General features: G+C 44.2%; 16 protein-coding genes and 4 tRNA genes. 4 read left to right on the forward strand and 16 right to left on the reverse strand.

The window, feature by feature from the left end; all coding sequences use genetic code 11:
* The first annotated feature begins 121 nt into the window (after positions 1–121).
* On the forward strand, positions 122–1,099 hold the full coding sequence (locus tag CVU71_02935; protein ID PKN20753.1) for a hypothetical protein: 978 nt from the start codon (positions 122–124) through the stop codon (positions 1,097–1,099).
* A gap of 218 nt (positions 1,100–1,317) precedes the next feature.
* On the opposite strand, the gene CVU71_02940 is transcribed toward CVU71_02935, so the two are convergent.
* The 5 genes from CVU71_02940 to CVU71_02960 all read right to left on the reverse strand — a co-directional run bounded on the left by CVU71_02940 (position 1,318) and on the right by CVU71_02960 (position 3,482).
* Positions 1,318–1,393, reverse strand: a tRNA-Lys gene (locus CVU71_02940).
* Positions 1,394–1,408: 15 nt separating this feature from the next.
* Positions 1,409–1,485 (reverse strand) — tRNA-Arg (locus tag CVU71_02945).
* Positions 1,486–1,505: 20 nt separating this feature from the next.
* Positions 1,506–1,582 (reverse strand) — tRNA-His (locus CVU71_02950).
* Positions 1,583–1,593: 11 nt separating this feature from the next.
* A tRNA-Arg gene (locus CVU71_02955) sits at positions 1,594–1,670 on the reverse strand.
* Positions 1,671–1,754: 84 nt separating this feature from the next.
* A complete protein-coding gene (locus CVU71_02960) occupies positions 1,755–3,482 on the reverse strand; it encodes a hypothetical protein (GenBank protein PKN20754.1) in 1,728 nt (575 codons plus the stop codon).
* 174 nt (positions 3,483–3,656) lie between these two features.
* On the opposite strand from CVU71_02960, the gene dprA reads away from it, so the two are divergent.
* The 3 genes from dprA (at position 3,657) to CVU71_02975 (ending at position 8,627) form a co-directional block, all read left to right on the forward strand.
* Positions 3,657–4,796: a DNA-protecting protein DprA gene (dprA, locus tag CVU71_02965; protein ID PKN20755.1), complete on the forward strand. Its 1,140-nt coding sequence runs from the start codon at positions 3,657–3,659 to the stop codon at positions 4,794–4,796.
* Positions 4,797–4,977: 181 nt separating this feature from the next.
* Positions 4,978–7,308 (forward strand): type I DNA topoisomerase, encoded by a 2,331-nt coding sequence (locus CVU71_02970; protein PKN20756.1) that lies wholly within the window; start codon positions 4,978–4,980, stop codon positions 7,306–7,308.
* Positions 7,305–8,627, forward strand: a complete 1,323-nt coding sequence (locus CVU71_02975) for a methylenetetrahydrofolate--tRNA-(uracil(54)-C(5))-methyltransferase (FADH(2)-oxidizing) TrmFO (GenBank protein PKN20757.1) — start codon at positions 7,305–7,307, stop codon at positions 8,625–8,627. Before CVU71_02970 ends, CVU71_02975 begins: the two co-directional genes overlap by 4 nt.
* Positions 8,628–8,673: 46 nt before the next feature.
* On the opposite strand, the gene CVU71_02980 is transcribed toward CVU71_02975, so the two are convergent.
* From CVU71_02980 to CVU71_03030, 11 genes are all read right to left on the reverse strand, one after another.
* A complete protein-coding gene (locus tag CVU71_02980; GenBank protein ID PKN20758.1) occupies positions 8,674–9,438 on the reverse strand; it encodes a lytic transglycosylase in 765 nt (254 codons plus the stop codon).
* A gap of 63 nt (positions 9,439–9,501) precedes the next feature.
* On the reverse strand, positions 9,502–10,983 hold the full coding sequence (locus CVU71_02985) for a hypothetical protein (GenBank protein ID PKN20759.1): 1,482 nt from the start codon (positions 10,981–10,983) through the stop codon (positions 9,502–9,504).
* A 97-nt stretch (positions 10,984–11,080) separates the two neighbouring features.
* On the reverse strand, positions 11,081–11,296 hold the full coding sequence (locus CVU71_02990) for a hypothetical protein (protein ID PKN20760.1): 216 nt from the start codon (positions 11,294–11,296) through the stop codon (positions 11,081–11,083).
* 120 nt (positions 11,297–11,416) lie between these two features.
* On the reverse strand, positions 11,417–11,593 hold the full coding sequence (gene csrA, locus CVU71_02995) for a carbon storage regulator (GenBank protein PKN20761.1): 177 nt from the start codon (positions 11,591–11,593) through the stop codon (positions 11,417–11,419).
* Positions 11,594–11,615: 22 nt separating this feature from the next.
* A complete protein-coding gene (locus CVU71_03000; protein ID PKN20762.1) occupies positions 11,616–14,078 on the reverse strand; it encodes a hypothetical protein in 2,463 nt (820 codons plus the stop codon).
* A gap of 21 nt (positions 14,079–14,099) precedes the next feature.
* The gene (gene flgK, locus CVU71_03005) at positions 14,100–15,770 is read right to left on the reverse strand and encodes a flagellar hook-associated protein FlgK (protein ID PKN20763.1); all 1,671 of its coding nucleotides are present in this window, start codon (positions 15,768–15,770) and stop codon (positions 14,100–14,102) included.
* Positions 15,771–15,773: 3 nt separating this feature from the next.
* Entirely contained in the window at positions 15,774–16,325 is a 552-nt protein-coding gene (locus tag CVU71_03010) for a hypothetical protein (GenBank protein ID PKN20764.1), read from the reverse strand.
* Positions 16,326–16,480: 155 nt separating this feature from the next.
* A complete protein-coding gene (gene flgM / locus CVU71_03015) occupies positions 16,481–16,789 on the reverse strand; it encodes a flagellar biosynthesis anti-sigma factor FlgM (protein ID PKN20765.1) in 309 nt (102 codons plus the stop codon).
* A gap of 52 nt (positions 16,790–16,841) precedes the next feature.
* Complete coding sequence (locus tag CVU71_03020) at positions 16,842–17,189, reverse strand: hypothetical protein (GenBank protein ID PKN20766.1); 348 nt, start codon at positions 17,187–17,189, stop codon at positions 16,842–16,844.
* A 19-nt stretch (positions 17,190–17,208) separates the two neighbouring features.
* Positions 17,209–18,432: a flagellar biosynthesis protein FlgA gene (gene flgI, locus CVU71_03025; protein ID PKN20767.1), complete on the reverse strand. Its 1,224-nt coding sequence runs from the start codon at positions 18,430–18,432 to the stop codon at positions 17,209–17,211.
* A 27-nt stretch (positions 18,433–18,459) separates the two neighbouring features.
* Positions 18,460–19,161: a flagellar biosynthesis protein FlgH gene (locus tag CVU71_03030; protein PKN20768.1), complete on the reverse strand. Its 702-nt coding sequence runs from the start codon at positions 19,159–19,161 to the stop codon at positions 18,460–18,462.
* Between the last annotated feature and the right edge of the window lie 9 nt (positions 19,162–19,170).

Below are 19,170 nucleotides of genomic sequence, written 5' to 3' on the forward strand. Positions count from 1 at the left end.
TCACCAAAATAAATCCTCATAATTAATGTCCAATATGCTGATCATTTTTAAAAGTACACGACAGTAGCAAAGAGTGTTGCTGCCATATAATCTAGCGAACATCTGAACCATAGGAGAGATTTTGGAAATCCCTGAATTCATTATGCGGGTTCACTCATATTGCGAAATTGCCCTCAGTTACGTTTCTTGGAACAACATCAAGACGTTTCTCAACTCCCATTTTTTTACAGCTGTAAGTGGCTCACTGGCCGGTGCTTTTGCCGGTGCGTATATTGCTCAACGGATCGCTAAAAGAAACAAGAACCGAGATGAGTTACTCCTAGAAATCCGAAACACTAATTCAGCAATCTCACTGTCTTTAAATATATGCAATTCTCTAATCAAGACAAAGAAGCAAAATATAAAGCCTCTCAAGGATGAATTCAGCAAGTCTAAGGCAGAAATAAACGAAGTCATGCAAAAAATTCAAACTGGCGAGATTGAGAGGAATTCGTTGTCACATAAATTTACCTTCAAATATAATCTGCAATTTCTGCCGGTGCCATGGCTACCGACCGATGCACTTCAGAACCAAATATTTGAAAAGATTTCAATTGGCAATCGACCATTTAGTGCCTTCATTTCGCTCTTGGAGTCCACAAGATTGCTTCAAGAATCGATCAAGAATAGAAATCAGCTCATCGAACAATATAAAGTGAACTCAGAACCAGAGAATCCAGAGTTCTACAAACGTTATTTTGGACTTCCGTATGGTACGGGGCATGTTGACCTTGTCTATCTGAACTTAATAGATAACCTGTATAGTTATTGCGATGACGCTATCTTCTTCAGCCATCTTCTTTGTACTGACCTCATCAAATCTGGAGAAGCGCTTTCTACAAAATTCAAGCAGAAATTCGGAAATAAGGCTCCATCGATAACTACAGTTGACTTCACGAAATCGATAGTTGATGGCTTAATTCCGAGTAATGAAGTTTATATAAACTGGTTAAATTGTTTCGTCGAGTCAAATAACCTTCACAAATCCACAACTCGTTTTAAGAAATGCCTGGATCATTTGCTCAGGACTAATCGCTTTCCACGAAAAAGTAACAAATAAATATGCAAATAACATACTGATGTAATGTTATAAAATGTCATTATCGAATTGACAACCTACTGACATATTTTTAGGACGTCCATTCATATTATGTTATAAACAAATAATATTCCTAACTAATTTGTTATTTCATTTTCATGAGTTGAGAGTAGTAAACAGATAATAAACAGATAAACAGACAAAAAGGGGTTACGCAGTTCACGTAACCCCTTAATATTTGGTGAGCCCTGTCGGGGTCGAACCGACAACCTACTGATTAAGAGTCAGTTGCTCTACCAGCTGAGCTAAGGGCCCTTGTGCTTTCTATTCTGGTACGCCCGGTAGGATTCGAACCTACGACCAACAGATTCGAAGTCTGCGACTCTATCCAGCTGAGCTACGGGCGCGTAGTTTCAAATCCCAAAAATGGGGTGAGTGAAGGGGTTCGAACCCTCGACCTCCGGGGCCACAACCCGGCACTCTAACCAGCTGAGCTACACCCACCATTTTCGTCTTGGTGCGCCTGGAGGGATTCGAACTCTCGGCCAACGGATTAGAAGTCCGTTGCTCTATCCAGCTGAGCTACAGGCGCATAATTAATCCTGCACCAGAAAAGAAGTAGCCTAATATCCCCTCTTCCTTTTTTTGTCAAGATCAAATGCTTGGCAATTTCACATTATCTAACATAACCGGCAATGCCGTCAAAACGGTACCCCTTTCGTTCTCCGGTTGCAGCTTTCGCATTTGTCGAATAATAATGCCTGCCTGTTGACGGATTAAACCAGCGATACAATTCCCGGGTGTTTGTCATTCGGGATGTCGCAATGTTGCCGATCGTGCCTTCATAAACATAGCCGTCCAGTTTTTTTCCTCCACCGGACCGGTCATAATGATAATAATGATCCCTTTTGACAGGATTATACCAGCGATAAAAGTTTGTTGTCCCGGGTGTTTGCGGCATGAAAAGCCTGAAAGCAATACCCTCTTTCAAATAACCGTTTTGGATCAGCCTTTTGGATTCCGCTTGAGGATCTATGGTAAACAAATAATCTTTGTCTTTTGAATATAAATAAACGTCAATGATTTTTGGTCCGGAATCAGACATTATATCTACATATATTTCCGCTTTTTCTTCGCCCGCATTGGATTTAAATATAATTTTATCTCCGTAATAGCCCGGAGTAAGATTGGACGTATCAACCTTAACATTGATATAATCAATTTCCGTCATGGTCGTTCCGGAATTGGGAAATACGGTAATCCAGCCCCTCGGGCCGCGCATAATATCTTTACCGAACACTTTGATGCCTTCCAGTTCCAAACTGCCTTCCCGGATTACAATTGTGACTACATGCGGGCCTTCCGCCAGTCCTTCGGCTATCACTAATTCTTTCTTTTCCCACTGACCGGATAACACGTCCGGCAGATTCAGCAATATTTCATCAAGATAGATGGAACAATTTCCATCCTCCGTATGAGATTGCAGAAACACGCTGATTCCGGTCCCATTAAATCGATATTTTATGGAGCTTGCCGCCCCTTTACTTAATGGGTAGCCATTTTTTTCCGTCCATTTTCCAATCAATTCCATCGAATCTTTCAGGTGTTCGGGAATAATGTACTTACCCGGTTCCGGCAGCACTTCATTATGAAAAGACAGATATCTTTCTTTTTGTAATTCTCCGGGAATCTGAGCAACATTTGCCTGCGGCTGGGCGACAGACCATCTCAACATTTCCCTGCCTTTATTGATTAATTCTATTCTTTTAGAGATTATTTTACCCGGTAATTGCGTACCTAAATCCAAACGTTGCGGATTTAAACTGATGGAAGGAATTTCCTGCAAGGCATGAATTCGAAAATCCACAAAGATCGTCCTTTGACCACCCGCTGAGGTTATCTTAATTGCCTTTCGATACTCACCGGCCTTTAAGTCTTTATTGCAGATGAGTTCTCTGCCCGCCGCCTCCAGTTTCATGCTGGTTTGATAACCGGGAATTCTTTTTTTATCGCCCGGAATATTCTCCGCGCGTTCGGCAATTTTTAATTCCAGACTGAGATTAGCCGGTTCGCCCGATACGGAACCTCTGAGCGTTTTACCCGTAACACCATCCCAGCCTTCCGGACAGGATGTTGACCAGGACATCGTTCCCGGTGAAATATTTTTTAAATTGAATTCTCCAAAGACGGTTTCACCCGGTTTTACGGATCCCAGATCAATTTCCCGTGGCGTTACGGTCAGGACAGGACGCGATTCCTCTTTACTAACACTCGGCGGGATTACGGTGCCGGATGTCCGATGCTGATTGATGTTGTAATCTGATCCGGACAGCAAAGAAGGATGAAAGATTTCCAAGTTAAACACAACAAAAAATGAAATAAAACAAATTAATACCTTCTGCATAAACTCCTCTTGCTCATGTTATATCCTGAGTTCATTAACTCAAAGATCAATTTTACGCAATAATTTTAAAATACTTGACAGATACGATACAGAAGAGGTAGCTTTTCTTCCAATTTTTCAAGACACCCTGTAAAACCGATCTTGAAATTACATATCCTGTCAAAATATTACTCTATGAATGAACATATCAAATACTGGATAGCGTTAAGGTCTATTAACGGAATCGGGAATGCATCAGTTCAATCGCTGCTGGATCGTTTCCTGTCTCCCGCCGCCGTTTTTTCGGCATCCATTCAGGCTCTTTCAGCTATCCCGGGAATAAGTAAAGAGAACGCGGCAGCCATTGTTTCGTTCAATGACTGGGATAAAATCCTTCGACAAATGGATGCGCTTGATAAAACGGGTGTCAAAATAATCACCTGTCTTGATGATTTCTATCCGATAAATCTGCTTAATATTTATGATCGCCCCGTCTTTCTTTATGTTCTGGGCAATCTTGAAAAAGATGATATTCCTGTTGCTATCGTCGGCTCCCGTCGTGCCAGCGCCTATGGCAGATACACAACGGATCGGATCAGCAGAGAGCTTGCACTCAAGGGGATTACCATTGTCAGCGGCATGGCCAGAGGCATCGACTCCTGCGCTCATCGCGGCGCACTAGCCGCCAAGGGACGCACAATTGCCGTTCTGGGCAGCGGTCTGGATGTCATTTATCCTCCCGAAAACAAAAATTTATTTACTGATATTGCTCAAAACGGCGCAGTAGTTTCGGAATTTCCGCCGGGAACTCAACCCCTTCCCTATCATTTCCCGGCGCGCAATCGCATCATTAGTGGTTTGTCCTATGGCGTCGTGGTTGTTGAAGCAGGAGAAAAAAGCGGTTCGTTGATTACCGCCAGATTAGCGATGGAACAAGGGCGCGAAGTTTTCGCGATTCCCGGCACGATTGATTCCGCTTCTTCGCGCGGCACGAACAGTCTGATTAAACAAGGGGCGAAACTCATCGATAGCATTGATGACATTCTGGAAGATATCCTTCCGCAGATCGAACGATCATCCCTGCAGATAAAACCGCAAAAGCAACAGATAGTACCCGCTTGTATTCCTCGCGCAAACGCCGAAAGAAACGCAGATTCTCTCAGCCTCATTGATCAGACCATTCTGAAAACGCTGTCCCGGGAAAAGACACATGCCGACGATATTATTTCCGGCACAGGGCTTCCCCCCGCTGATGTATCAAGCGCGCTTATTATGTTGGAATTAAGAGGGATTATCTTACAGCACACGGGTCAATACTATTCGTTGAAGCAATAAGGCAACAGGGTGCCCTTTCACCGTCGGGGACACATAATATATTTAAATCACTGGATTCCCGCTTTCTTGATATCGACAAAGAGCGGCCTTATTTGACTTTTTAAAAGATCGGCAAAGAATAAAAAGCTTTACAAAAGCATTTTGACCATCTATATGGTGCGCCGAAATGTAAGGAGTGGCTATGGCTAATTCATTAATCGTTGTGGAATCTCCAACAAAAGTTAAAACGATAAAAAAATTCATGGGCAAGGATTTTAATGTGGTCGCTTCAATGGGACACATCAAAGACCTGCCGAAAAGCACCCTGGGCATCGATCTGACCAAAGACTTCGAGCCCACCTATAATGTTATTGACGCCAAAAAGAAAACAATTGATGAACTGAAAAAAGCGGCCAAAACTGCTGAAAACATCTACCTGGCCCCCGACCCAGACCGTGAAGGGGAAGCCATCGCCTGGCATATTTCCGATATCATCGGCGCGAAAAAAAATAAAAATATCTATCGGGTGCTTTTCAACGATCTCACAAAAAAAACCGTAATCGATGCAATCAGCCATCCGCTGCAACTGGACTTTGATAAGTACGAGGCGCAGCAGACGCGCCGCATTCTGGACCGTCTCGTTGGCTATCAGATCAGCCCCGTTCTCTGGGACAAGGTGAAACGGGGATTGAGCGCAGGCCGCGTTCAGTCCGTCGCGGTTCGCATCATCTGCGACCGTGAAGATGAAATTGATAAATTTGTGCCTGAAGAATACTGGAATCTCGTAGCCCAGTTTGAAGGCAGCCATCCGCCTCCCTTCGATGCCAAGCTTCTTAAGATTGATGGTAAAAAAGCTAAAGTAGTAAATGGTGAGCAAGCCAATCAATTGGCCGCTGACATTCAGAAGGCTTCTTTCATTGTCGAGAAGCTGGATAAAAAAGAACTTAAACGCTCGGCCCTGCCCCCATTCACCACCAGTAAATTGCAGCAGGAAGCCTCCCGCTGGCTGAGATTTTCGGCCAAAAAAACCATGAGCGTCGCTCAGAAACTTTATGAAGGCATCGAATTGGGAAAAGAAGGTTCCGTAGGTCTGATCACCTATATGCGAACGGACTCCTACCGGATCGCCGATGAAGCTCTTGCCGCCGTGCGGGACTACATCAAGGATAATTATTCATCGGATTACCTGCCGCCCAAACCTCATGTTTACAAAAACACCCAAAAGGCGCAGGACGCGCATGAAGCCATTCGTCCGTCAAGCATGGCCTATAAGCCGCAGGATATTAAAGAATATCTCTCCGCCGAGCAATTCAAGCTCTATCAGCTTATCTGGAACCGTTTTGTGGCAAGCCAGATGAATCCGGCAATCTTTGATCAGACCACCATTGACATTTCCGGCGCCAACTGCATTTTCCGCGCTCAGGGACAAGTCCTGAAGTTCCCCGGATTCACGATCGTCTATACCGAAGGCAAGGATGAAAAAGAGGAAGAAAACGGCACGGACAAACTTTTGCCTGATGTTAAAGAAAAAGAAAAGATCAACCTGATCAAACTCGACACGCAGCAGAAATTCACCCAGCCTCCGCCTCGTTTTTCAGAAGCATCGCTGGTGCGCGAGCTGGAGGAAAAAGGCATCGGCCGTCCCAGCACATACGCCACGATTCTTTCGACGATCCAGGACCGCGAATATGTGCGTCTGGAAAAGGGCAAATTCTTCCCGACGGAACTGGGCAAGGTCGTCACCGAGCTTTTGGTCAAAAGTTTCCCCACCGTTTTAGACCTGGCATTTACGGCCGATATGGAAAACAAACTCGATGCTATTGAAAGCGGCACCGACAAACGAGTCAAGACGCTCCAGGATTTCTATAAGCTTTTTTCTGGAGAATTGGATAAAGCAAAAAGCGAAATGCGCAACGTCAAGCGGGAAGAAACACCGACCGATCTGGTTTGCGAAAAATGCAGTTCACCGATGGTGATCAAATGGGGTAAGAACGGTCGTTTCCTGTGCTGTTCCAAGTACCCGGAATGCAAAAATACCATGAATTTCACTCATGACGAAAATGGCAAGGTAAAGCACGTGGCGGCTCAAACAACCGATATCAAATGTAATAAATGCGGCAAAAGCATGACCGTCAAAGAAGGGCGTTTCGGACAGTTTCTGGCTTGTTCCGGCTATCCGGACTGCAAGAACACCATGAACGCAGCCAGGAATGAAAACGGCGAAATCGTTGCACAGGAAGCGCCCTCAACCGAAGAAGTCTGCGAATTGTGCAGCAAACCGATGGCTGTTAAGCGCGGCCGCTACGGCCAGTTCCTCGGATGTACGGGTTACCCTGAATGCAAGAATATCAAAAAAATGAGCAAAGACGGTAAGGTCACGCCCCAGGAAGCAGTTCTTTCGGATGAAGTCTGTGAGCATTGCGGCAAGCCAATGGCGATCAAAAGGGGCCGCTACGGCCAGTTTCTGGGCTGCACGGGTTATCCTGAATGCAAGAATATCAAGAAAATACCAAAAAATAAATCAACTGAATGAAGTCTGCTCAAATCAATATTATCGGCGGCGGACTCGCAGGCTGTGAAGCGGCTTGGCAGCTTCTAAGGCGCGGGCATGCTGTTCATCTCTTTGAAATGAAGCCGCAGAAATATTCTCCCGCACATAAGATGAAACATCTTGCTGAACTGGTTTGCAGCAACTCTCTTAAATCCAATGATCCCAACAGCGCTCCCGGTTTGCTCAAAGAAGAAATGCGCAGGCTCAACTCTCTGATATTGTCTGTGGCCGATCAAACAGCCGTTGCCGCAGGCTCCGCGCTGGCCGTGGATCGCGCGGAATTTTCCCTCAAGGTGGAAGAAAGTTTATTACAGCAGAATAATTTTGAGCTGAGCCGGGCTGAAATAACCCGGATCCCTGCTGAAGCATTAACCATCATCGCCACAGGACCTCTGACTTCCGACCTGCTGGCTCAATCAATTCATCAAATACTTGGCGGTTCCTATCTTTATTTTTATGACGCTATTGCACCCATTGTAGATGCCGGTTCCATCAACATGGAAAAAGTTTACTGGGCATCGCGTTACGACAAAGGCACACCGGACTATCTCAACTGTCCTCTTTCCGAGGAGGAATATAAACGTTTTCGGCAGGAACTGCTGGCCGGAGAAAAAGTTGCCGCAAAATCCTTCGAAGACGTCAAGCACTTTGAAGGTTGCCTGCCTATTGAAGTCATGGCTGCGCGCGGGGAGGATACGCTGGCTTTCGGTCCGATGAAGCCGGTGGGATTAATCAATCCGCACACGGGAACCCGGCCTTACGCCGTGGTTCAATTACGCCGAGAAAATGCCTCCGGAACACTTTTCAATCTGGTTGGATTTCAGACCAAGCTTACCTGGTCTTCACAGGAACGCATCTTCCGTATGATCCCCGGACTGGAAAATGCGCAATTTGCCCGCATGGGCAGTATTCATCGTAACACTTACATTCACTCCCCCTCCCTGCTGCAACCCACATTACAACTCAAGCATCATCCGGATATTTTCTTCGCCGGGCAGATTACCGGTGTGGAAGGTTATATGGAATCGACAGCCATGGGACTTATGGCAGGATTGAGCGCAGCATCTTACCTTGAAGGAAAATCGTTTCAGCCCCCTCCGGCGGAAACAGCAATCGGCGCGCTGCTGAGTTATATTACTTCTCCGGAATCAGCGGATAATTTCCAGCCCATGAATATCAATTTCGGCATTCTCAGTCCTCTTGCGGCAAGAAAAATGAAAAAGAGGGAAAAACATATTTTATATTCGAAGCGAGCTTTGGATATTTTAAGTGATTGGATGCAGAATAAGGTATTTCGTTGATTTCCGTGTTAACTTAATCCTGAAAGAATTATTACAGCAGACGTCATCAAGCTTTTGCACTTTTATAATAAGAGTTGACCTTTTCGATGTAACCAATTGTTTCCGCAGGCAGTTTGTCCGGTTTCTTCTCTACGTTTCCCATACCCCAGTTATAAGCCGCCAATGCCAGATCGACCTGTCCATCATATCGGGTCAGAAGCATTTTCAAATAACGGGTGCCGCCCATAACATTTTCCCGGGGATCGTAAGCGTTTTGTACGCCCAGTTCTCTGGCTGTCTCGGGCATAAGCTGCATCAAACCCATCGCACCGCGAGGCGACGTAGCGGAAGCATTAAAGTTACTTTCTGTTTTAATGACGGAACGAATCAAATCGGCATCAACATCGAATTTTTGGGCCGCCTGATCAACAATTTGGTTAATATGCGGATCATGACCGGAAAGATTATTTTTTGGCGTTTGCTGATTATTTTTTGACGTATCGGAACGATGATGAGAAATTCTGGCCCCGTAATCCTGCATAACTTTGGAAGCCAGAGCATTTGATTCCAGCGAATTATTGAATACGGTATTGTACAAACGTGCATTCATCTGGATTTGCAGGGCCTTGGTAAAAAGTATCAGTTGGTCTTTACTTAACGTGGTCATTGCAGATGAATCAAGGGATATATTGTCTTTATTTCCTATTAACTCACTTAGATAATTATTGAATTTACTGACACTTTTGTCTGCCGAAGGCGTAGAATTTGTTTTTCCGTTGCCTTGCTGATTCAATAATTTTGATAAAGCGGCAACATCGCGCGATATAACCATATTATCTCCTTCAACCTGACAGAAATAATTCAATTTATATGCCAAATTTACTATTATTAATTTTTACAGGATTTTTACGTAGGCGTCAACGACATCAGGATCAAACTGTGTCTTCTTGTTGCGGATTAATTCTTCAATAGCTTCTTCTTTTGAGAGTGCAGGTCGATAGGGACGATTATTGGTCATCGCATCAAATGAATCGACGACTGCTAAAATCCTTGCCAGAAAAGGAATACCAGCGCCTTTTAATCCAAGGGGATAGCCTTTCCCGTCCCACCGTTCATGATGGCAGAGAATGATCATTCTTTCTTTCTCCAGCAAGATAATTGATTTTAAAATGTTCTCGCCGATAGTTGAATGATTCTTAATAACCATATATTCTTCATCAGTCAGTTTGCTTGTCTTTAACAAAATACTGTCCGGAACGGCAATCTTTCCGACATCATGCAACACACCGGCAATCTTAATACTTTCCAGGTCTTTCATCGGACAATTCATACTCGCTGCCAGACGGATAGCTTCATCTGTCACCCGCTGTGAATGTTCCTCCGTATAGTGATCCCGCGCCTGAATGGAAGATATTAATGATTTTAAGGTATCCATGATATTAAAAAAGATACTTTCATAAAGAATTTTATTTTCCAGATTCAACGATGCTCGTTTGGTCAGACTCAAGATATGATGAAGATCTTTTTTACTGAAAACTTCTCTGTTTTTCTTCTTACGAATGCTCAGGATACCGAGAATATTATTGCGAATCATTAACGGAGCGCAAATAAGCGAGGGCGACACTTCCGGGTGGTCATTTGAATTAATCAGAACCGCTTCCTTGCGCTCAATGACCTCGTTATAAACCATCTTCAGTGCCGGACTCTTGGTATAATTCTGATCGACCCCTTCTGTATTGCCTTTTACTACTTTATCGTGAAATTCGTTATCCTGCTCATCAAAAAGCATAATGGAACAGACTTCACCATCGACCAGTTTTAAGGCCAGTTCAGCTATTTTTTGAAAAATGGCATCATTATCCATGGGGGATCCTTCTATGGAATCGTAGATATACCCCTGTTTGGATAATTCATCTTTTTGATCACTATATTTGTTTTGTTCCAGAACATTCTCTGAAGACTCGCCATGCGACATCTCTTTTTGCCGTAAATGGATGTCAACTTTGTAGAGCAGTTCATCAATATCGAAAGGTTTTGTCAGAAAATCAACGGCACCCTTCTTAATGGCGTTAACCGTCAGATCGGTAGTCGGATTTCCGGTAATCATAATCACCGTAGCTGCGGGATTGCGATCTCTAATCAAACGAAGCAGTTCCATACCGCTCATTCCCGGCATCATAATATCGCTGATTACCAGATCGAAATCGTCTTCGTCGAATATGCGCAAGGCTTCCTTGCCATTCTCAGCTTCCGATATCTGATATTGAGAGGATTGACTTAATGTTTCGACAATGAGATTTCGGGTAGGCAAATAGTCATCGACAACCAGTATTTTTTTCTGTCCCTGCCTCTCTTCTGGTTGAACTTTTCTGACCATTAAAGGTGCTCCACCTCTGGATATTATATCTATTGAAATATTCAGGTTGATTTATTGTTTGTTCTTAATGAAAGGACTTCCGGATAATTAGCATGCTTTAAATGCTTTTATCCTTCAGGATCACATCGCGAAGATTATAGCTTATCTTTTCCAATTCTTCCGATTTATTAGCTTCCTTTACGGACAAAGATACGATATCCCGATATTGCCCATCTGCACTGTTTTCTTTGGGCGGATCGGATGAAATCCGAACTTTGCTTTGCCGGGTATATGCGTTAAGTACACTATTAACTTGATAAGCTGTAACAGTCATTTTTACCCTCTATAAAAGTCCTTCTGTTAACCGTACATCGGCATTAGAGGATAAAACTTTAGGCAAATATTCACGTATACAAGTTAAATGCTTGTTATTTATAAGTTATATTTTTTAAAATTATTTACTATCTTTACTATTTTGATCAGTTTCGTGCATTTCCTGCCGATGCACCGGCAGCTCTCGGGGCGCTTCCACTCCGACACGGACATATTTCCCTTTCACATCCAAAATGGTTACTTTTATATCATCGCCAATAGTAATTGACTCGCCTTGTTTTCTCGTTAAAATCAGCATTTTTCTCCTGAATATCAATCAACTATAAGTAGTTCATTATCGTCATTTCACCAATTTTGGAAGCCATACTATACGACGCCTGCATTGCAATTTGTTTCATCTGAAATTCCGTGATCAGTTCTGTCAAATCAGCATTTTCCACATCAGCCAGACGGTTGGTTATCTGTAGATCAAGTGATTTATGGTTACTGCTGGCTAATTCCAGTGAACTTCTTTTCGCACCCGAAAGAGTTTCAGCCTGGAGAACTTGCGTTTGCAAATTCTGTAATTGTTCGTTTTGAGCGCTGACTAAGTCTGTATCGTGAGAACTCAAGGCATCTTTTAACGCATAGAGGGCGGCTATAAGGTCTACCCCTCCATTTTCGGCAGTAAAGGCCGAAGAACCAGTGATATTATAAGCAAGGCTGTTGCCCTTGCCGATTTGAACGGATATACTGTCATTATTGCCGCGATAGAAGCCGGCAGCATAAGCGTTCACAGTAAACACATCATTGGCCTTAAGATCAAGGGTGCCTGGCGTAAATGTCGCGGTGACTCCATCTCCCAGCTCAATCGTTTTGGCTTGGGTTGCGTTAAATGTACCTAAAGCCAAAGTACCGCCTGAAGGATTAGTAATCGTAAGTGTCAGCGCCAGATTGCTTGCTCCGGTCATATTATCCGTGACTGTTATTTTTCCAGCCGTATCGATAGTGGCTGTTACAGCGCCACTGAAAGTCGCTTCAATCTTGTCCAGTAAATCCTGCACGGTGCCTGTGGCAGCATTGGTTATTATATAAGTATCCGTCGGCAGCCCTCCCACTGGGTTGCCGTCGTGATCCGTACCTGTAATGGCAATAGCAGTCCCATCCTTGACAATGGCCCCATCTATTTCATGCCAAATGGTCGAAGCTGTAATGGGTAATGACCCTGCCGTTTTAGCCACTGCGGCCTTGACTTCCTGAGCAGGAAAATTCGACTCTGAATTCCAGGTTTTACCCCCATCCTGAGATACTTGATATGTTGTCGTAGCTAATGGACCATCCGCACTAATCTTTACAGCGTACGTCTTGTTTTGCGTGCCTGTATAAGTTCCAGCAGATGTGACTGTGCCGTTAAAAGTATTGGTAGAGGACGCAGAAGCATTGTCAAAACCGGTAGCAATCGTGCTGACCGTAAATGAATCATTGGCAGCAAGATTATGACTTCCGGCGGTAAAGGTCATTTTTATTCCATCACCTAAATTTATTTGTGAGGAAAGACCTGTTTGAGTTGAACCCCAGGTTATGCCGCCATCGGCAGATATTTGATACGTTGCCGCCGCCAATGGTCCGCCGGAAATAATTCTTAAAGCATATGTTTTATTGTCTGTTCCCGTATACGTGCCACTTGATGTGACCGTCCCGTCAAAAGCGTTAACCGGTATTGTGATTGTGTTTTCAATACCGGCAGCAGTTGCATTCACTGAAAATCTATCACCAACGGCAATCATTGTTGCCCCTTCCGTAAAGGTCAGGTTCGCTCCATCGGTGCCTAAAGCTGTGGTGCCGTCACTGGCAACTATTTGATCCGTGGTCCAGCTTGCGCCATTGTCAGTGGAATAACGATACCTGATACTACCTGAAGCCACGGTGTCCGCAGTGGTAATATCTACAAGATATGTTTTGTCTGTTGTTGCCGTATAGGTGCCACTGGATGTAACCGCGCCATCAAAAGTATTAGCTGGCAACATGGTTGCATTGGCAATATTGGCCGCAGCCGTATTCACTGAAAATCTATCGCCGACGGCAATCATTACTGCCCCTTCCGTAAAGGTCAGGTTCGCTCCATCGGCGCCTAAAGCGGTCGTGCCGTCACTGGCAACTATTTGATCCGTGGTCCAGCTTGCGCCATTGTCAGTAGAATAACGATACCTGATACTACCGGAAGCCACGGTGCCGGCAGCGGTAATATCCACAAGATATGTTTTGTCTGTTGCTCCAGTATAAATACCGCCCGACGTGACCGTTCCGTCAAAATCATTTACTGGTGCCGCGGTAGGGACTCCATAACTTCCTACAGAAGCCGCCGAAAATGGCGCAATATCAGTCCTTGATCCGCCAAACAGATAACTATCACCGTTTTTGACATTCATCAAAGATACGGCTTCATCGATTAACGCGGAAACCGTTGCCGCCGAAATATCCATCGTTTCCGCGGACCCGGTGCTGGCTTCAGAAATCGCAATAGATGCAGCATCTCCTGCCAATTTCTTAATGGAAGACAGAGCAGTTTCCGCCACAGACAGTGAAATGTCAGCATCTGTTATATTGGTTTGATATTGTTGAATGGCATTGATTAGTGTCCGGTAATTAAGAATATCGTTTGTTCCGATGGGATCATCCGATGGACGGTTAATCATTTTTTGCGTGGATAATTTTTCCATCAACTTGCCATAATCACTCTGAATAGTGAACATACTATTCGTGATCATATTAAATTTAATAGATTCCGTTACTCTGTTGATCATGCAAATTACCTCTTTTTGCCACTAGCGTCCCAGATTAATTAATATGTCCATCAACTCGTTGACCGTTGAAGTCATTCTACCCGCAGCGCCGTAGGCCATTTGGTATTTGATCAAATTCATCATTTCTTCATCCAGAGACACACCGGAGAGTTGGTCCCTCTGATCAGTTTGCTGATTGAGAATGGCTGTCATGCTTGTAAGAGATTGCGACGCATTATCAACATCCTGTCCCACACTTGCAATAAAGGCGTTAAAGTAACCGTCAATATTCGTTGTATTGCCGCTTTTCGTCAGTTTGAATGTAATGGTTTCACCATTGCTCCAGGTGCCCGTAAGGTTTAATCTGATGTCAGCTTGAGCATCGTTATTCAAATCCAGCGTCACCATTCTATCATCAGCTGTCAATATGGCCATTGATGAATATCCGCCATTGCTTACGGTCCAATCTGACGCTGTTGAAGTCAGTCCCCGTGTCAATGTTATAGTAGTTGAATCTTTATAAGTCTGGCCGATGTTGGTAATCTGTCCGGTTACCGTATGAGATGATGCGCCCATCTCGATTGAGGCATACATCTTATCGCTTTGGATAGCGGTTATAGCGGTGGCGTTGTCACCGTCGGCATTAACTGTTGCCGAGGCGGCAATTTTTCTTGTATCAGCAACTATTTGAGCGCTTACCTGCATATATTTTGCTTGTGCAGTTGATATAAAAAATGATTCTCCCGGATTGCCGTCCTGATCATAGCCGGATATATGCATTTCATTGACTTTATTGATAATACTCGAAGCTGTTTGATTAAGTTGATCCAGATAAGATGGAATAGTATTGTCTCTAACTTCCAACAAACCGGCAAGTTTTCCTCCCGTAATTTGATCGTTGATCGACTCAGACGGATCTTCTTTAAAAACAATATCATACAAATTATTATTTCCCGTATTTCTCTTTACCTGCAATTCCCAACTCTTAAAACCTTCAACCAGTGCTTTTCCGTTAGTCGGGAGGGAGATGTATAATGACCCATCACTCTTTTCCATATAATTGATATCAATCATACCACTGATCTTCTTTAACAGTTCTGCTCTTTTATCCCTGATTGAGGAGGCGCTTGTTCCCGCGCTTTCAGCGCTGACGATACTCTTATTGTATTCAGCTATTAGCTGTAAGTCACTGTTCAGGATGGATACTGTATCCGCGATACTATCATTCGCCGCGATCTGAACATTTTCAATATCTTCTGCCCGTTGATTAAATATGTAAGCCAGATTTTGTCCTGTTGAGACAACTGTATCTCTTTTGGATATGCTGGAGGGTTCAACGGATAGATTACCCCAGGCATTGAGAAATTCACTCAATGCATCGTTAATTCCGCCGCCGTTATTTTCATTCAGGATACCCTCAATGCTGCTCAGCGAATCCTGTTGAGCGGTATAGTTTTCCACTGAAGATTGCTGCGCGATAATTTGAGATTCAAGAAAGCGATCGTATATTCTTTCAACATCGGCAATGCGAACACCAATTTGTTCCTGTGCGGATGAAGCATCCTTTGTTCCGACTGATTCAAACATCGGACGAAGTCTGGAATAACCGGGCGTATTAACATTGGCAATATTAGCGCCGGTCACATTAATTGCCGTCAGATTGCTCAACAGAGCTTCTTTTGCCGTATATAGAACTCGACTAATGTCCGCCATGATCTAGCCCTCCGTCCTCAGAAATCTGCCATTGTTGCTGATTTCATCAATCTTACCCGTGCCGAGATATACACCGGACCGGTCAATCAGAGAGGAGATAAAGTCAAGTGATCCATTAATATTATTAATGGATGTATCTAATAAATATTTATTTTCATCATTCATTCTATTGATATCCCGCGCAATGCTCAAGAGATCGCTTTTAAGATTTTCAATGTCCTGCCTTTGTTCAATTACAGCATAATTAGCCAATGACATTAATTTAATTTCACTATCGTCTATATCGAGATTACGGGCGATTTTCTTTAAGACATTGGTGCGAACCTCTTCCAAAATCCTTGATTTGAGGATGATGTTTTCCTTTACGGCATTGTTTTCATTGATTATGGCTAGTGCTGCTGATTTCATGAGCATCTCTTTTTCGCAAATTAAATAATCTCTTAACTCGCGATAAATCGACAACTCTTTTCTTAAAACATCAATCAACGATGTGAACAACCCCTCGCCAGCCGAGTCTTCCAGACAGTTAGCCACAGTGTTATATTGTGATAACATTATAATATCCTTATTTAATATTAGTTGGCACAATGGACGTGTATCCGTTGGAACAGATGACAGACAAGATATAATTGCTTAATTGCTTGTCCGCCGGGAGGAAGATCTTAATTAAGATGATGATATTTTACAGGAATGATCATTTGCCTGATTTTCTACGCAAATAGATCAACAATTGATTCTCCCACCATCTTATTGGCAATCTGCTCTCCGCTCACGTTGTATGTGCCGTTATCTACCTGCGCCTTAATTTCCCGCACTTTTTCTTCGCGCACGTCAGGTACCTTGGACACTTCAACCTTTGCTTGCTGAATATCTTTTGCCATGGTGGACAGATCAACTGTTTCTTCCGGTTTCACTGCTGCAGAGCCAGCCTGCTTATCAACTGCTGCTGTAACATTTTCATTGCGTTGATATTGCTGGATCACCTGAGCATTTACATCTTTAATATCCGAAACATTCATGAAACCTCTCCTTAGTTGTTGTCTTATGCACCATATCGGCAAAATTGAGATATTACTTTAATTTGTTTTTTACCTCCTTTAACATTTCCCCGGTGTTTGTTTTTGTAAGCTGCTCGTATAGAACTCTCTGCAATCCCAAACCATCACCTTTCGCTGAAATATTCTCAGCAAGTTTTTGATCGATAATCATTGTATAAGTACCCTTACCATAATTGTTCAGCCCGTTTTTATTCTCGGGAATTGTCTTACGCATGGTTTTCAGCAACTGATAGGTAAAAATCGATTCAAAATCAGCGCAGGCTTTTTTCAATTTTTTCAGTTCTTCCTCACTGTACCTTGCGGAGGTAACCTTTTCAGTCGTTTGCGGTTGAACAGTCGTATTGTTGATTGGAGATGTCATTTCGTTCCACCTTCACGGATTAAATAATTTTGATATCGGCTTGAAGGGCTCCGGCCGCCTTAATCGACTGCAGAATGGTAATCAGATCGCGAGGTGAAACACCAATCGCATTCAAAGCCCTGACCACATCAAAAATAGTTACAGTTTGCGGGACAAGCATTAATTGTCTTTTCTCTTCCGCAATTCCCACTGTTGTTTGTGTTGTCACAACCGTTTGTCCTCCCGGTGCAATCGTTGTTCCCGGGGAAGCAGGAACTGGAGGACGACCGGCCTGGGCACGAACTGCGTCAGCGCGGTCGGCAAGAGCTCTACCACCCGCACGCGGCGCGGGGGCAAACGGTAACGGTTGGGAGACCTTCATGTCCTCTTTGATCTGGATGCTCAAATTGCCGTGAGCAACCGCAACGGTGGAAATGCGCACATTTTCACCCATAACGACTGTGCCTGTTTTCTCATTGAGGATGACTACGGCAGGCGCATCAACCGGAACATCCAGCGACTCAATATAATAGACCATTTCAGATAAAGATCCGGCAAAAGAAGCATTGGCTTTCACGCTGACGGAAAAAGCATCCAGCTGCTTTGCTTCGACAAAATCTAATGCTTTATTAATAGCGGATGTCATGCGGGTCGCCGTGGTAAAATCCGGTTGCTGCAAATTGATCATTAAAACCCGTTTTGCATCAAAATCGTAAGCGAGTTCTTTTTCCACGGTCGCGCCGCTGGCGATTCTCCCTACCCTTGTGTGATTTTTAACTACGCTGCCAGCCGCACCGCCGGCAGAATATCCGCCCAGTGATATCGCTCCCTGGGCAACAGCATAAACCTCGCCGTCGGCGCCTCGCAATGGTGTCATTAACAGCGTTCCGCCCTGAAGACTTTTCGCCGACCCGACGGAGGAAACCATCACATCAATCTTTGAACCATTTTTGACAAATGGAGGTAATGTCGCAGTTACCATGACTGCGGCAATATTAACGGCTTTCAGGGCGGCGGTTTTGTCTTTCATCGAAATCCCCTGACGGTTCATGATACTGGCCAGTGATGCGGCGGTGTATAGATTTTTTGCCAGGTCGTCACCGGTTCCGGCCAATCCCACAATTACGCCGTAACCGATCAGTTGGTTCTCACGCACGCCGCCGATGGTCGATATATCCTTGATCCGTGCGGCAAACGCAACACTCGTCCAGACACAAATGATAATCATTGCAAGGAGGCTGATGCTTAACTGTTGTCTTTTCATATTGTTCTCCGAATATCGTTTTCCCTTTTAGAAAGGCCAGACCCAATCCACAAGACGAGTCATCCACCCCGGTCTCATTTTGTCATTGATGACGCCTTCACCGGTGTAGACAATGCGGGCGTCTGATATGTATTGCGAAGCAATGGTATTTTCAGGGGTGATATCCTCAGGTCTGATGATACCGCCGATGATCAGGTACTGATCCTCCGCATTGATCGTTACCTGACGTCTGCCTTCGATCAGCAGATTGCCATTATCCAAGACACGAATCACCCTGGCACTGATTTTAGCAATCAAAGTGTTGTTGCGGCTCGTATCGCCTGATCCTTTTAAAGCGTTTGCGGTTGTTCCACCCAGGCCTATTTTGCCTCCCATGCTGGCGTTGTTGCCGATAATTGCATTTTCAATACCTAAAAAAGATGTGATCGAAGCATCAGTCGAGGTATCACGGCTGGTAGCAGTAGAGGCCTTGTTTCCGCCTGAAGCCGCTTCCGCAACGATGATCGTGACGATATCATTGACGTATCTTGCCTTTTTATCGGTAAATATCATGTTTTTGTCACTTTCACCGCGCCAGATGGAGCCAGGGGCCGGAGCCGGCTGTCTGATCTGCTGAATCGGTGTTTCCATAACGTCTGGACGAACAACTTCTTTCGGCGGCACACATCCGGTTATTAAAAACACGACAGTGGCGACCGACAAAATTAATATTGAATATTGTTTTTTCATATATACCTC

Source organism: Deltaproteobacteria bacterium HGW-Deltaproteobacteria-6 (genome assembly GCA_002840435.1).
Lineage (GTDB): Bacteria > Desulfobacterota > Syntrophia > Syntrophales > Smithellaceae > UBA8904.